This window comes from Streptomyces sp. JLYT201 (assembly GCF_059448825.1).
Map to the genome: position 1 here is coordinate 614,922 of NZ_CM182551.1, position 13,788 is coordinate 628,709.

Annotated in this window: 12 protein-coding genes and 2 pseudogenes; 9 read left to right on the top strand and 5 right to left on the bottom strand. The window is 70.9% G+C overall.

Features of this window, described 5'->3' with window-relative positions; genetic code table 11:
• Nucleotides 1-36 precede the first annotated feature (36 nt).
• On the top strand, nucleotides 37-1,623 hold the full coding sequence (locus AC5WAM_RS02565) for an MFS transporter (RefSeq protein WP_495521381.1): 1,587 nt from the start codon (nucleotides 37-39) through the stop codon (nucleotides 1,621-1,623).
• A gap of 218 nt (nucleotides 1,624-1,841) precedes the next feature.
• Nucleotides 1,842-2,777 carry a hydroxymethylbilane synthase gene (gene hemC / locus AC5WAM_RS02570; protein ID WP_138965169.1) on the top strand — a complete coding sequence of 312 codons (936 nt, stop codon included), beginning with the start codon at nucleotides 1,842-1,844 and terminating at the stop codon, nucleotides 2,775-2,777.
• A gap of 20 nt (nucleotides 2,778-2,797) precedes the next feature.
• On the opposite strand, the gene sigJ is transcribed toward hemC, so the two are convergent.
• On the bottom strand, nucleotides 2,798-3,733 hold the full coding sequence (gene sigJ / locus AC5WAM_RS02575) for an RNA polymerase sigma factor SigJ (RefSeq protein WP_495523490.1): 936 nt from the start codon (nucleotides 3,731-3,733) through the stop codon (nucleotides 2,798-2,800).
• A gap of 311 nt (nucleotides 3,734-4,044) precedes the next feature.
• On the opposite strand from sigJ, the gene AC5WAM_RS02580 reads away from it, so the two are divergent.
• Nucleotides 4,045-4,518 (top strand): carboxymuconolactone decarboxylase family protein, encoded by a 474-nt coding sequence (locus tag AC5WAM_RS02580; RefSeq protein ID WP_366796295.1) that lies wholly within the window; start codon nucleotides 4,045-4,047, stop codon nucleotides 4,516-4,518.
• A gap of 73 nt (nucleotides 4,519-4,591) precedes the next feature.
• Here AC5WAM_RS02580 and AC5WAM_RS02585 read toward each other — a convergent pair whose 3' ends face one another.
• Nucleotides 4,592-4,978 (bottom strand): hypothetical protein, encoded by a 387-nt coding sequence (locus AC5WAM_RS02585; protein ID WP_495521382.1) that lies wholly within the window; start codon nucleotides 4,976-4,978, stop codon nucleotides 4,592-4,594.
• Between the two features lie 448 nt (nucleotides 4,979-5,426).
• Between AC5WAM_RS02585 and AC5WAM_RS02590 the strand changes: the two are divergent.
• The 4 genes and pseudogenes from AC5WAM_RS02590 to AC5WAM_RS02605 form a co-directional block, all read left to right on the top strand.
• Nucleotides 5,427-6,065, top strand: a pseudogene (locus AC5WAM_RS02590) (ABC transporter ATP-binding protein); the annotation flags it as partial.
• Between the two features lie 152 nt (nucleotides 6,066-6,217).
• Nucleotides 6,218-7,012, top strand: a complete 795-nt coding sequence (locus AC5WAM_RS02595) for an ABC transporter permease (protein WP_495521383.1) — start codon at nucleotides 6,218-6,220, stop codon at nucleotides 7,010-7,012.
• Between the two features lie 16 nt (nucleotides 7,013-7,028).
• Complete coding sequence (locus tag AC5WAM_RS02600) at nucleotides 7,029-8,429, top strand: sensor histidine kinase (protein ID WP_495521384.1); 1,401 nt, start codon at nucleotides 7,029-7,031, stop codon at nucleotides 8,427-8,429.
• A gap of 12 nt (nucleotides 8,430-8,441) precedes the next feature.
• Nucleotides 8,442-9,086, top strand: coding sequence for a LuxR C-terminal-related transcriptional regulator (locus AC5WAM_RS02605; RefSeq protein WP_366790024.1), 645 nt, complete (start codon nucleotides 8,442-8,444; stop codon nucleotides 9,084-9,086).
• Between the two features lie 106 nt (nucleotides 9,087-9,192).
• Here AC5WAM_RS02605 and AC5WAM_RS02610 read toward each other — a convergent pair.
• Nucleotides 9,193-9,422 (bottom strand): annotated as a pseudogene (locus tag AC5WAM_RS02610) (IS481 family transposase); the annotation flags it as partial.
• Nucleotides 9,423-9,690: 268 nt separating this feature from the next.
• Nucleotides 9,691-10,605 (bottom strand): alpha/beta hydrolase family protein, encoded by a 915-nt coding sequence (locus tag AC5WAM_RS02615; protein ID WP_495521385.1) that lies wholly within the window; start codon nucleotides 10,603-10,605, stop codon nucleotides 9,691-9,693.
• A gap of 175 nt (nucleotides 10,606-10,780) precedes the next feature.
• On the opposite strand from AC5WAM_RS02615, the gene AC5WAM_RS02620 reads away from it, so the two are divergent.
• Complete coding sequence (locus tag AC5WAM_RS02620; protein WP_495521386.1) at nucleotides 10,781-11,659, top strand: helix-turn-helix transcriptional regulator; 879 nt, start codon at nucleotides 10,781-10,783, stop codon at nucleotides 11,657-11,659.
• Nucleotides 11,660-11,708: 49 nt separating this feature from the next.
• Here the strand turns inward: AC5WAM_RS02620 and AC5WAM_RS02625 are convergent, their stop codons facing one another.
• Nucleotides 11,709-12,206 carry an Lrp/AsnC family transcriptional regulator gene (locus tag AC5WAM_RS02625; RefSeq protein ID WP_495521387.1) on the bottom strand — a complete coding sequence of 166 codons (498 nt, stop codon included), beginning with the start codon at nucleotides 12,204-12,206 and terminating at the stop codon, nucleotides 11,709-11,711.
• A 334-nt stretch (nucleotides 12,207-12,540) separates the two neighbouring features.
• Between AC5WAM_RS02625 and AC5WAM_RS02630 the strand changes: the two genes are divergently transcribed.
• Complete coding sequence (locus tag AC5WAM_RS02630) at nucleotides 12,541-13,701, top strand: aminotransferase class V-fold PLP-dependent enzyme (protein WP_495521388.1); 1,161 nt, start codon at nucleotides 12,541-12,543, stop codon at nucleotides 13,699-13,701.
• Nucleotides 13,702-13,788: the final 87 nt, after the last annotated feature.

The following is a 13,788-nucleotide window of genomic DNA, read 5'->3' on the forward strand; positions in this document are numbered from 1 at the left end:
TGATCGGGCACGGATGAGCAGGCAGAAGGGCGAGCGATGACAGCGCACTCCTCCCCCGAGCCCGCCTCCACCGGCCCCTCTGCCGGACCTCCTTCCCGGGGGCCCTCCGCGGACGACGCCGGTGTGGCCCTGGCCTCGCCGCGCGGCCGCTGGGTCCTCGCGTGCGCGGTGCTGGCCTCCGGGATGGCGATGCTGGACGGCACGGTCGTCAACGTCGCCCTGCCGACCCTCGGCCGCGACCTGGACGCGTCGATCTCCAGCCTCCAGTGGGTGGTCAACGCCTACATGCTCACGCTGTCCGCGCTGCTGCTCCTCGGCGGCGCGCTCGGCGACCGCATCGGGCGCCGGCGCACGCTCGTCATCGGCGTGGTGTGGTTCGCGCTGGCCTCCGCGCTGTGCGGGCTCGCCCAGGACGCGGGCACGCTGATCGCCGCGCGCGCCCTGCAAGGGGTGGGCGGCGCCCTGCTCACCCCCGGCTCCCTGGCCCTGGTGCGGTCCTCGTTCCGGCCCGAGGACCAGGCCAAGGCGGTGGGCGCCTGGTCGGGCCTCGGCGGCGTCGCCGGGGCGGTGGGACCCTTCCTCGGCGGCTGGCTGATCGACGGGCCGGGCTGGCGCTGGATCTTCCTCATCAACATCCCGCTGGCCGCCGTGGTCCTCCTGGCGGCCCGGCACGTGCCGGAGAGCCGCGACGAGCACGCCGCCACCCAGCGGTTCGACGCCCCGGGCGCCGTGCTGGCGGCACTGTTCCTGGCAGGCGTGAGCTTCGCGCTGATCGGCGCCTCCGGTGACGCGTCGGTCGCCGCCGCCGTCCTGCCGGGGATCAGCGGCCTGCTCGCGGGCGCCGCCTTCCTCGCCGTCGAGCACCGGCGCCGCGACCCGATGCTGCCGCTCGGCCTGTTCCGCTCCGGCCTGTTCTCGGCGGCGAACGTCATGACGTTGTGCCTGTACGCCGCCATCGGCGGCATCCTGTTCCTGCTGCCCGTCCAACTGCAGACGACGCTCGGCTACGACGCGTTGCAGGCGGGCACGGCGACGCTGCCCATCACCGTCCTGATGCTGCTCCTCTCGGCGCCGGCGGGCGACCTGGCCCGGCGCGTCGGACCGCGCCTGCCCCTCACCCTGGGCCCGCTCGTCGCGGCCGCCGGGGTCCTGCTGATGCTGCGGATCGGCCCCCACTCCTCGTACGCCACCGACGTGCTGCCCGCGGTCGTCGTCCTCGGCGTGGGCATGAGCGTGTTCGTGGCACCCCTGACGGCGACGGTCCTCGCCTCGGTGGACGCCTCCCGGGCCGGACTCGCCAGCGGCGTCAACAACACGGCCGCACGCATCGCCCAACTCCTCGTGGTCGCGGCCCTGCCGCTCGCCGTCGGCCTGAGCGGCACGGCGTACGCGGATCCCGACGCGCTGGACACGGCCTTCGGCAAGGCGGCGTGGGGCTGCGCGGGCCTGTTCGTCCTCGCGGCGCTCGCGGCGGTGGCCTTCGTCCGGCCGCGCCCCGCGGACTGGCACGCCGAGGCGGGCAACGCACCGCACTGCAAGGCCAATGTCGCGGTGTCGGCGCCGCCGTTGGAGCCGGGCGTGTGCGGCGGCGAGGGCGACGGGCGAGGCCCGCGGCCGACGTGAGGCGGGCGGCGTGGGCGGGCCCGCGCACGGGATGAGGCGGGCCCGCGCACGGGATCCGGCCAGAGAGCGTGCGGGGTCCGGCGCCCGGAGCGGCCGGGCCCGTGTGCCCGGCGCCGCGAGAGCGAACGGCTCGCGTCCGTCAATCGCCAGGTGCCGTAGCCCAGTTAGATGACGCGCCGGTGCCGGGGGCGTGACCGCGAGGGCCTATCGTGTACGTCATGTCCGCTCCCGAGCTGATCCGCATCGTCTCCCGCTCCTCCCCCATGGCCCTGGCCCAGGTCGAGCGCGTACGCACCGAACTCGCCGCCCTGCACCCCGGAGTCCGTACCGAGGTCCTGCCCGTGACGACCTCCGGGGACCGCTGGATGGGCGACCTGGCGCAGCTCGGCGGGAAGGGCGCGTTCACCAAGGAGGTCGACGCGGCACTCCTCGCCGGTGAGGCGGACCTCGCCGTGCACTGTGTGAAGGACGTGCCCGCGGACCGGCCGCTGCCGCAGGGCACGACGTTCGCCGCGTTCCTCAAGCGGGACGACATCCGCGACGCGCTCATCCATCCGGACGGGCTCACGCTCGACCAACTGCCGCAGGGCAGCCGCATCGGCACGTCGTCGGTGCGCCGCGTCGCCCAGCTCGCCGCGTCCCACCCGCATCTGACGTGCGTACCGATGCGCGGCAACGCGGGCCGCCGGCTGCAGAAGCTCGCGGCGGGCGAGGCCGACGCCCTGATGCTCGCCGTGTCCGGCCTGGAGCGGCTCGACTCGATGCACCTGGCGTCCGAGGTGCTGTCCGTGGAGACGATGTGCCCGCCGATCGGCGCCGGGATCCTCGCCCTCCAGTGCCGCGAGGACGACGTCGCGACCATCGACCTGGTGAGCGGGCTCGGAGACCGTGACGCCTGGCGCGAGGCCACGGCCGAGCGGATGTTCCTGCACGTGCTCCAGGGGCACTGCAACTCGCCGATCGCCGGGTACGCCCGCTGCGACGCGGGGGGCGATCTGTCGCTGCGCGCACGGGTCTTCACGCCCGACGGCAAGCGGGTCCTCAACGCCCACGAGTGGGCGGGCCCCCTCGACCCCGCGACGCTCGGCACCTCGGTGGCCGTGACCCTGCTGCGGCAGGGGGCGCGGGAGCTGATCGACTCGATCGAGCACTGAGCCGCCGCCGGGCGCCCGCCTCAGCCCGTCGTCCAGGGCCGGAGCTTCTCGGGGTTCCGCACCGACCAGAAGCGCCTGATCCGGTCGCCCGCGAAGTCGAACGCCACGACCGAGGCGACGGCGCCCTCGTGCTCGATCACCAGTCCGGGCTCGCCGTTGACCGTCCGCTCCAGGATCCTCAGGTCCGGCACCCGGTTGACGATCATGACGAGCTGACGTGCGACGTGCTCGCTCCCCACGGTGAGCGGCACGGCGCTGACCAGGCCTCCGCCGTCGGCGACGCCCACGGCGTCGGGGTCGAGGAGCCCGACGAGGGCGCCGATGTCCTTGGCCTCCCACGCCTCCTTGAAGCTCCTGACCAGGGCGGCGCGTTGTGCGGCCGGGGTCGGCGCGGGCGCGTCCGAGGCGCGTATACGGCGCCGGGCCGACGAGGCCAGCTGGCGGCACGCCGCCGGTGTCCTGCCGACGATCTCGGACACCTCGGCGAAGGAGTAGCGGAAGACGTCGTGCAGGATGAACGCCACCCGCTCGGCCGGAGTCATCGACTCCAGGACCACGAGGAACGCCATGTTCACCGACTCGTCGAGAGTGACCCGGTCGGCCGGATCGGCCGCCCTGCCGCCTGACCGCGCGTCGGCCCACTCCCTGTGGTCCGGCACCGGCTCCGGAAGCCACTGGCCCACATAGCTCTCGCGCCGGGCCCGCGCCGAGCCGAGCAGATCGAGGCAGATGCGGCTCGCGACCCTCGTCAGCCAGCCCCCGGGCGACACGATCTCGTCCCGCTGCTGCCGGGACATCGCGTACCAGCGGGCGTACGTCTCCTGTACGACGTCCTCGGCGTCGGCGAGGGAGCCGAGCAACCGGTACGCGACATTGATCAGCTGACGCCGCTCACTCATGATCGCGCTCAAGCCCGGGTCAAGCCTGTCGTCCTGGGACTCGCGCGGGGGCGTCATGGTGTCGCTGCTCTCGCTGCCCGGGGTGCGCGGGGTGCTCGGGGCTTCGCTGCTCGGGGTGCTCGGGGTGCTCATGGTGTCGCTGCTCCTCTGGCCGTCTCCGCTGTCATCCATACGACGCAGTCATCCATACGACGCGACAGCACGCCGAAATGTGAGATCGGCACGGGGCCTCACATCTCCGGGGGCTGCCTCGTCGGAGGGTTGGAGCGAGCACGGCTCGTACCCGTGGGACGCATGCGGTCCCGTGAGCAGCGGCTCATCGACGCAGCGCGGCCATCCCCTTCGCCGCGCCTACCTAGGAGATCACCATGGAACCCCGTCTCAACTTCCTCACCAACCCGATCTCGGGCAACGCCCTCAAGCACCTCTCCGCGGCGGGCAGGGCGCTCGCGAAGTCCACGCTGCCCGCCACGACCCGGGAGCTGGTGGCGCTGCGCGCCAGCCAGATCAACGGCTGCGGCTTCTGCGCCGACATCCACACCAAGGAAGCCGCACATGCCGGGGAGACCCCCACCCGCCTCAACCTGCTCGCGACCTGGCGGGATGCCTCGGTGTACACCGAAGCCGAGCGGGCCGCCCTGGAACTCGCGGAGCAGGGCACCCGCATCGCCGACGCGGCGGGCGGGGTCACCGACGAGGCCTGGGCCAACGCCGCCAAGCACTACGACGAGGACCAACTGGCCGCGCTGGTGGCGGAGATAGCCGTCATCAACGCCTTCAACCGCCTGAACGTCATCACCGCGAACCCCGGAGGCGACTACCAGGTCGGCCAGTTCGGCTGAGGCAGCCCGGGCGGGCGCGGGGCCGCGGCGTCAGCCGGGCCCCGCGTCCGCCCGGCCCCCGCGTCGTCCCCGGTCAGCGGATCGGCCGGAACGAGTAGTACTGGTGGGACGGGTCGTTCCAGGAGAAGCCCGGGTCGACCAGTGCGGTCGCGCTGCCCGAGCAGTTGCTGGCGGGCCACAGATGGACCCTGCGGTTGGTCTTGTTGGTCCCGCGGACGGCTCCGGCCGAGGACGTGTTGTAGCAGCGGCCGACCTCCGGGTCGAACTCGATGGTGCGCAGGCCGCTGCTGTCGTAGTACTCGAAGTAGCAGCTTCCGCCGCCGGGCGGCGGACAGGCGGGTTCTCGGGCCTCGGCCGCCGCCTTCGACCCGGTCGCGCCGCCCGTCTGCGCGATGCCGGTGAGACCCAGCGCGAGCATGCAGGTCAGGGCGATGCGCAGGGTGGTCTTGGGGTACGTCATGGTTCCGCTCCTCGTGTCGCGAGCACGTTGCCGCGAGCACGCTCAGGTGCTCGCCGTACTCGTCCGGACACCTCCGGATCGTGCGGTCCACGCCGTACGCCCGTCCATCACCCACACGAGCGGGAGCGGCGCGCAGGGGGCTCGTTGGCCGGATCGTGCGGGTGTGACGGCGGGGCCGGAGGGTGCGGTCGTCGTGGTGGTGGCCGTGGCCGCTGCCGATGTGGTCGGCGTCGCTGGCCGCCACCGTGGCCGATGCCGCCGTGGTCAGCGCCGCCGGGACCGGCGACCGCTTAGGCGCCACCGTGGTCAGCGCCGCCGTGGTCGGTGTCTGGGGGAAAACCCCCAGGTCAGTCGGAGGAAATCACCGTTCCTGCGGCGTTGGCGGGCGGCCTAGCGTGAGGTGTGTTGACCACGCCGGGCGCAGGCCGGGCTTGCCGCAGGAGCTGTGATGATCGAGGTCCAAGGACTCACCAAACGGTACGGTCCCACCACCGCCGTGGACGCCTTGAGTTTCGAGGTGCGCCCCGGAGCCGTGACGGGCTTCCTCGGGCCGAACGGCTCGGGCAAGTCGACCACGATGCGCATGGTCATGGGCCTGGACAAACCCGACACGGGGTGGGCCCGGATCGCCGGACGTCCGTACGGCGAGCTGAGCTGGCCCCTGCGCGAAGTAGGGGCGCTCCTCGAAGCGCGCACCTTCCACCCGGGCCGCAGCGCGCGGGCGCATCTGACGGCGCTCGCCGCAGGTGGTGGCATTCCCCGAGCACGGGTGGACGAAGTGCTGGGTGTCGTCGGCCTGAGTGACGTCGCCGGGCGGCGTGCGGGGACGTTCTCGCTGGGCATGGCCCAGCGGCTGGGCATCGCGGCCGCGTTGCTCGGCGATCCCCAGGTGCTCCTCTTCGACGAGCCGGTGAACGGCCTCGATCCGGAAGGTGTGCGCTGGATCCGGGAGTTGATGCGCTCCCTGGCCGCCGAGGGCCGCGCCGTCCTGCTGTCGAGCCACCTCATCAGCGAGATGGCCCTCACCGCCGACCACCTGGTGGTGATCGGGCAGGGGCGGCTCCTCGCCGACACCTCGGTGCGGGAGCTCACCGCGCACGGCCGCTCCCTCGAAGAGGCGTTCTTCGCTCTGACCAGCGGCTCCGCCGAGTACCGCGGTGTCACCAGCCGGCCGTTCCCCAGCACCACCCAGCGGTCCCACGGTGTCACCAAGCCCACCGACACCGAGAGGAGCCCGCGATGACCACCCTCATCACCACCGCCCACGCCTCCCCCAGGTACGGCTTCCGGCAGGCCGCCCGCATGGAGTGGGTCAAGCTCCGGACCCTGCGCTCGACGTTCTACGCGCTGCTGCTCACCGTGATCGGCATGGTCGCGACCGGCGTGGTCACCATGGCCAACACCAAGGCACCGTCGCCGGACAAGGCAGCCGCGTTCGACCCGACGAACAACGTCCTCGCGGGTGTCGCCCTCGGCCAGTTGCTCATCGGCGTCCTCGGCGTCCTCATCGTCACCGGGGAGTACTCCTCCGGGTCCATACGCTCCACGCTCGCCGCCATCCCGGACCGCCGACTTCTGCTGACCGCCAAGGCATCCGTATACGGCGGAACGGTACTCCTGGTGGGTGAGGCCGTCGCCTTCCTGACGTTCTTCGCGGGACGTGCCGCGCTCACCGACGGGGTGCCGAGGCCGGGCCTTGGAGACTCCGGTGTGCTGCGGGCCGTGCTGATGTCCGGCGCCTATCTGGGGATGATCGGCCTGATGGGCGTGGGAATCGGCGCGATCACCCGGCACACCGCGAGCGCCATCGCCTCGCTCGTCGGCGTCACGTTCGTCCTGCCCGCGCTCATCGGCGGCATATCGGGCCCCACCGTCGCCAAGTACTTCCCGACCATGATCGCCGGTAACTCCCTGGCGGTCGCCAAGCCCGTCTCCGACATGCTCGCGCCGTGGACCGGGTTCGCCGTTCTGTGTCTGTACACGGCCGTCGTCCTCGGCGTAGGTGCGCGGCTGCTGGCCCGACGCGACGCCTGACAGGAAAATGATCACTATGCACGACTCCAGCAAGCCCCTTTCCCGCTCACCCTCCCCCGCCGCCCCGGCACGGTCCTTCCTCCTCATGGTGGTGCGGGCGCCACTGACCCGGCGCGCCTGGAGAGAGGTCGCGTACTGCCTGCTCGCCTTTCCGCTGGGTCTGGTGGGCGGTGTGGTCCTGACGGTGCTCCTCGCCCTGGGCGCGGGCCTGACGGTGTCGCTCCTTGGCGCGGTCGTCGGCGTCCTCATCCTCGTCACGGGGGTGCGGCTGGCACGGGCCCTCGGCGGGGTGCACCGGCGCATGGCCTCCGCGTTCCTCGGGGAGCGGCTGCCACCACTGGAGCCGCCGCAAGCGGGCACGGGGCTCTTCGGACGGCTCGACGCGGGGCTGCGGGACGGCGCGGGTTGGCGGACCGTGTCCTACGTCCTGGTGAAACTGCCGGTGAGCGCGCTCGGGATGTACGCGGTGCTGTGGTGGCTGACCGGTCTCGTCAATGTCACGGCCCCGCTGCGGTGGGCGGTCTTCGGACAGCAGCCGGGCCCCGGTGACGACGAAGGCATGCCCGTCCTCACACCCGTTCCGGCGGGTGGACTAGCAGTGGACACCTTCGCCGGGACGTTCGGGGCCCTCGCACTCGGCGTGGTGCTGCTGTTGCTCGCGCCCTGGCCGACACGTCTGGTGGTGGGAGCGGACCGCTGGCTGCTGCACGCCCTGCTGGGCACCAGTCAACTCGCCGACCGGGTGCGTGACCTGGAGGAAACCCGTGCCCTCGCGGTCGACGACTCGGTGGCGCTGCTGCGCCGCGTGGAGCGCGACCTGCACGACGGGGCACAGGTCCGGCTCGTCGCGGTGGCCATGAGCCTCGACATGATCAAGGAGCGGCTCGGCCCACCAGGCACGGAGGATGGAGCCACTCCCTCCGGCGACGGCGCCTCCATCGACCTGGTCCGCGTACGGCAACTCGTGGACGGAGCCCATCGGAACGCCACGGAGGCACTCACCGAACTGCGCGACCTCGCCAGGGGGCTGCATCCGCCTGCGCTCGACGACGGCCTGCCCGACGCGCTCGCCACGCTCGCCGCCCGCAGCAGCATCCCTGTAGAGCTGACCACCGATGTGCCCCGACGTCCCACCCCTGCCATCGAGACCATCGCCTACTTCTGCGCGGCCGAGCTGCTCACCAATGTGATCAAGCACAGCGGCGCCACACAGGCGATCCTGACGGTGGACGAGTGCCACGACGGGATGCTGCGGCTCCAGGTCGTCGACGACGGCCGGGGCGGTGCGACGATCGGCGCGGGCAGCGGGCTCACCGGCCTCGTCCAGCGGGTGCGGCCCGTCGACGGCCGACTGACGGTCCACAGTCCCGAGGGCGGACCGACGACAGCCGTCGTCGAGCTGCCGATGCACGCGTGAGAGCATGCCGCCATGCGTGTAGTGATCGCCGAGGACGCCGCTGTACTGCGGGAATTGCTGGCCCAGATGCTCATGGAGCGGGGCCATGAGGTGTGTGCCACCGTCGGTGACGCGGACGCGCTGCGCGGGGCGGTGGCCGAGCACCGGCCGGACGTCACCGTCGTCGACATCCGCATGCCGCCGTCGCACACCGACGAGGGCCTGCGGGCCGCCATCGACATCCGTCGCACCCACCCGGGCACCGGGGTGCTGCTCTTCTCCCAGTACGTGGAGACGAAGTACGCCACACGGCTGCTCGCGGACGGCTCGGCGGGTGTGGGCTATCTGCTCAAGGACCGGGTAGCCAACGTCGCGGAGTTCACCGACGCCCTGGAGCGCGTGGCGGCCGGCGGCACCGCCCTGGACCCGGAAGTCGTCACCCAGCTCGCCGGGGCGAGCCATCGGGCGGCGGAGCTGGCGTCGTTGACCGAGCGGGAGCGGGAGGTCCTGAAGCTGATGGCGGAGGGCCGCTCGAACGCGGCGATCGCGCAGGCCCTCGTGGTGTCGGCAGGCACGGTGGAGAAACATGTGGCGTCGGTCTTCGACAAGCTGGGGCTGCCCCCGTCGCACGACCACAACCGTCGGGTGCTCGCGGTGATCCGCCACCTGCGGGCATGAGGAGCCATGCCACGGCCCAACGCCACGGTGCTGCGCGGCAGCCTGCCGCCCCACTCCCTGACACCCGGCCCCCGCAGTCCGCAGTCCGCACGACGCTCCGGTCGAGCTAGGTGTATTGGCCCGCAGGGTTGTTGACTCGACTGATGGGCGACTGACCACCGAGCGCAGTGTGCCCGCGATGGTGGTTGTACGTGTGGATGAACTCTGCCAAGGCGTCAAGGAGGTGTTGGCGCGCTGCCAGAAGGCTGCGGCGGTCTCCTTGCGTTCGTCGGTCAAGACCTCGCTGTGGGCGAGCCGGGAGTGGTCGTCGACGGTTGTGTGGACGAAGCTGTAGCCGATCACAGGGCTGCCGCCCCTGCGCGCGTCGGTCGTGGCCTGTCGGTCGGCGGGGTCTTGCTGGCGGGGCATGATCCGATGGCCACCACCGTCGGCGGCCTCGGTCAAGCGGCCTGACCTCGGCTTCGGGCGGGCCGGAATCATGCGGGTGGGGCGCAAACGAGACACGTGAAGCCGGGACGTTCTCGTCGCCGCCGTGGCGGCGGTGGAGTTCATCACCGTTCTGCGGACCCTCGGACGGCTCGGGCGACCCGAGGGCTCTATGGGTTCACTTCATGTGCGTGTCGAACCAGTCGAGCAACTGCTCCGGGTGTTCGGGGAAGTAGGTGTAGCCGTCCCAGCGGCGGGTGCTGCCTTCGATCCAGAACAGCTTCTTGTCGGCGACGGGGATCGCGTCGAAGATCGCCTGTACGTCCTCGGGCCGGGTGAGTACGTCATCGCGGACCTGGGTGATGAAGGTGGGCACCTGGCAGCTCTTCGCGTACTCGATGGGCGACACCTGGTCGATGGTGAAGCTGGTGACCAGCTGGAATGCCCGGTCGAAGTCGTCGATCCGGTCCGCGATGCCCATCGCGCCGAGGGCCTGTCCGGCCATCACCCGCAGGGAGACCGGCTGTGGGTTGACCAGGCAGCGGACGTCCTCGAAGAGTTCGGGGTGGCGGGCCATCGCGACATAGGTGGAGTTGCCGCCCATGCAGCGGCTGAGCAGACCGAGCGTCATTCCGGCGGTGTCGGGCCGGGACTTGACGTACGTGAGCGAACCGGCCACGTCACGGGACTCGAACAGGCCCCAGGTGAAGAGCTCGCCGTTGGCGGCACCGCTGTGGCCGTGGTTGCGGGCGTCGTAGGTCAGGATGTTGTAGCCGGCGTCGTGCAGGGCCTTGTACTCCGGCAGGAAGTTGACCTCGAAGTCGTTGCCGCCGGGGACCATCTGCTTCCACGGCTCCAGGTGCGAAGGGAAGCCGTAGCGGTTCATCGGCAGCGGGTGGTTGGCGACGATCAGCTTGTCCGAGCCGGGGGCGGGGATCCACCACGCCTCCAGTGGGGTACCGTCCAGGGACGGGAAGGTGACGTCCTCGTAGGCCATCCCGTACTCGTCCGGAGTGTGCAGGAGCGGTGTCCGGACCGGGTGGGTGAACATCCCGCCGACCAAGCCATTGATCATTTCCGAGGTGTCGGCCATGACAGTTCCACCTTCACTTTCAGCCTCATGACGAAATCGCCCGTTATACCCCTCTCTGAAGGAACCTAGCTCTCGGACTCAGGGGAAGCCACTGATGAAGGGCGTACTGCCAGTACACCCTTCCGCGCCTCTCCTGCGCCCCCTCCACCAGGCGGATCCGCCTAACCTGGCTCCCGTGGACCACGCAGCCGAGACCCGGGCGTTTCTCACCTCCCGCCGCGCCGGGATCAGCCCGCAGGAGGCGGGACTGCCCGCCCATGGCACTCGCCGGGTGCCGGGGCTACGGCGCGCCGAGGTCGCCCAGCTAGCCGGGATCAGCGTCGACTACTACGCCCGCCTTGAGCGCGGCGACCTGTCCGGGGTGTCGGACCAGGTCCTGGACGCCCTAACCCGTGCACTGCGGCTGAGCGAGCACGACCGCACCCATCTGGAGAGCCTCGCCCGCACTGCCGGCATGGGGCACCGACGTCGGCGCTGTTCGTCTCCCTCTGCCACGGTACGGCCGAATATTCAGCACCTTCTGGACTCCATGACCGGCCCCGCCTTCGTCGTGAACGGCTGCGGTGACGTGCTGGCCGCCAACGCCCTGGGCCGCATCCTCTACGCCCCCATGATCGAGTCCGCCGGGGACACCACGCCCAACCACGCCCGGTTCACCTTCCTCGACCCCGGCTCCCGCCAGTTCTGGGGCGATTGGGAGAGCGCGGCGGACAACCTCGTCGCCCTCCTGCACGCCCAGGCCGGCCGCGATCCGTACGACAAGGGCCTTACCGATCTCGTCGCGGACCTGTCCACCCACAGTCAGGCGTTCCGCACCCGCTGGGCCGACCATGGCATCCTCCAGTTCCACCAGGGCGCCAAGGTCATCCAGCATCCTGATGCCGGCCTTCTCCACCTCTCCTACGAAACGCTCGACCTGCCCGGCGACGGCCTGATCCTCTTCACCTACGGCGCCGAGCCCGGCAGCGGCTCCGAAGACGCCCTACGCATCCTGGCCAGCCGTGCTGGCGAACCCGACCTCGCCCCCGGGCCGGCCGAGCCCTCCCCCGAGTAGGGACGAGTAGCGGTCGGCAGCCAGCCAGGGCATGACATACCGCAATCAGTCAGGGATCGGGCAGAGGCGGATGCCGTGGCGGGACCGGGGTTGACTGAACGATGGAGCTGGTGGCCTGGCCGAAGAGGAGGAACTGGTCGAGCACGTCCTCCAGGGCGTCGACGGCGGCCACCTGGACACGCAGCAGAAAGCAGTCCTCCCCGGTGATGCGGTGGCACTCGACCACTTCCGGTACTTGGGCGGCCAGTTCAGCGATATTGCGGAGCTGTCCGGGCCCGGGCCGGATGCGGACGTAGGCGGCGACGGGGAGACCGAGTGCCGCGGGGTCGAGATCGAGGCGATAGCCGCGGATGGCCCCCGCGCCTTCCAAGCGCTGCACGCGCTCGGTGACGGTGGGGGCGGACACCCCGACCCGGCGGGCCAGCTCGGACATGCTCAGCCGTGGGTCGTCCCTGAGCCGTGCGAGCACCCGAAGCCCGATGTCGTCAAAAAGGTTCTTGTCGTTCTGAAAGACCTTCCCGGTCTTCCCTTTGCGATATGTAGGCATTCCGGCTCTCGCGCTAATAGTTGTCCATGGCTTAAAGCGTCACCGCTTTCAACAATAGAGCTATGGATATTACGGAAAGGCGCTGCCGAATCCCGGGCCCGCCCAGGGAGTGTCGCGCGGTTATCGGCACCCGCATGGCTGGCGGCCAGCACGGTCTTTCACCACTCGTGCTCGCGCTGCTGTCGACAAGGGCACGCCTCACCGGCGTGGTGGTACCACCTCAGGCTTCGGCTCATGGGAGATCGTCGCTGTCGCCACCTTCGTCCCGGGCCGGGCCCTCCGCCAAGACCCGTTCACGTCCCTTTGCGTCCTCGCCCTCTCGAAAGGCCGCATCATGACTGCCTTCTCCGGCGCACAGCAGCTCCCCTGCGCCCGACACCTCTTCGACGTCCCTGACGACGTCGCCTACTTCAACACCGCCAGTCTCGCCCCGACCCTGCGCAGCGGACTGTCCGCGGGCAACGCCTCGCTGCAGGACCGCGCCCGGCCCTGGAAGATCACCAGCGAGGACTGGTTCACCGCCGCCGAACGCCGCCGGGAACTGTTCGCCGACCTCATCGGCGCCCGAGCCGAGGACATCGCCTTGATCTCCGCCACCAGCTACGGCATCGCAACGGCGGCCCAGAACCTGAACGCGGGCCCCGGACAGCACGTCCTGGTCCTGGCCGCCGAGTACCCCTCCGGCATCTACACCTGGTGGCGCTTCACCGAACGCACCGGGGCCAGCATGCTGACCGTGGCACGCCGCCCCGGTCAGACCTGGACCGAGGCCGTCCTGAACGTCCTGGACAAGACCGTTGCCGTGGTCTCCCTGCCCCAGGTCCACTGGACCGACGGTTCCCTGCTGGATCTCGAAGCGATCGCCGACGCCACAAGAGCCGTGGGGGCAGCACTGGTCATCGACGCCAGTCAGTCCGCCGGGGCGATGCCGCTCGACGTGAAGACGCTGCGGCCCGACTTCCTGGTCACCGTCGGATACAAGTGGCTCCTCGGGCCGTTCGGCCTCGGCTACCTCTACGTCGACCCCACCCACCACAACGGCCGTCCCCTGGAGGAGAACTGGATCCTCCGCCAAGGCGCACAGGACTTCGCCCGGCTGGTGGACTACCGTCCGGACTACCAGCCCGGCGCCCGACGCTTCGACATGGGTCAGCGCACGGCCTTCGAACTCACCCCCATGGCCATCGCCGCGCTCGAACGGATCACGGCGTGGACGGTCCCCCGCATCGCCGCCACACTGAGCGCCACCACCGGCCGCATCGCCACCGCCGCACAGGAACGAGGACTGACCGTACCCGCCCCTCGCGGCCCGCACATCGTCGGCATCAACGTCCCCCTCGGCGTCCGCCAGCAACTCCTGGCTGCTCTGACCCACGCCGACGTCCACATCGGAGTACGCGGCGCGGCACTGCGCATCAGCCCTCACCTCCACATCACGGAACAAGACATCAACAGGCTCGTCGCCACACTCGACGCCGCCCTCACCCAGGCCTGAGCCCCAGCACCGGAAGCACCGCTGGGCTACCCGGGGTGGACGGGCCAGTTGCCTCGGAGTGGCCCGGCGGCAGGCTCGGCCGGGCCA

What these genes read in the sequence shown, in the direction of transcription:
- AC5WAM_RS02565 (WP_495521381.1), top strand. Translation starts at nt 37, where the DNA reads ATGACAGCGCACTCCTCCCCCGAGCCCGCCTCCACCGGCCCCTCTGCC.
- hemC (WP_138965169.1), top strand. Translation starts at nt 1,842, where the DNA reads ATGTCCGCTCCCGAGCTGATCCGCATCGTCTCCCGCTCCTCCCCCATG.
- sigJ (WP_495523490.1), bottom strand. Translation starts at nt 3,733, where the DNA reads ATGACGCCCCCGCGCGAGTCCCAGGACGACAGGCTTGACCCGGGCTTG.
- AC5WAM_RS02580 (WP_366796295.1), top strand. Translation starts at nt 4,045, where the DNA reads ATGGAACCCCGTCTCAACTTCCTCACCAACCCGATCTCGGGCAACGCC.
- AC5WAM_RS02585 (WP_495521382.1), bottom strand. Translation starts at nt 4,978, where the DNA reads ATGACGTACCCCAAGACCACCCTGCGCATCGCCCTGACCTGCATGCTC.
- AC5WAM_RS02595 (WP_495521383.1), top strand. Translation starts at nt 6,218, where the DNA reads ATGACCACCCTCATCACCACCGCCCACGCCTCCCCCAGGTACGGCTTC.
- AC5WAM_RS02600 (WP_495521384.1), top strand. Translation starts at nt 7,029, where the DNA reads ATGCACGACTCCAGCAAGCCCCTTTCCCGCTCACCCTCCCCCGCCGCC.
- AC5WAM_RS02605 (WP_366790024.1), top strand. Translation starts at nt 8,442, where the DNA reads ATGCGTGTAGTGATCGCCGAGGACGCCGCTGTACTGCGGGAATTGCTG.
- AC5WAM_RS02615 (WP_495521385.1), bottom strand. Translation starts at nt 10,605, where the DNA reads ATGGCCGACACCTCGGAAATGATCAATGGCTTGGTCGGCGGGATGTTC.
- AC5WAM_RS02625 (WP_495521387.1), bottom strand. Translation starts at nt 12,206, where the DNA reads ATGCCTACATATCGCAAAGGGAAGACCGGGAAGGTCTTTCAGAACGAC.
- AC5WAM_RS02630 (WP_495521388.1), top strand. Translation starts at nt 12,541, where the DNA reads ATGACTGCCTTCTCCGGCGCACAGCAGCTCCCCTGCGCCCGACACCTC.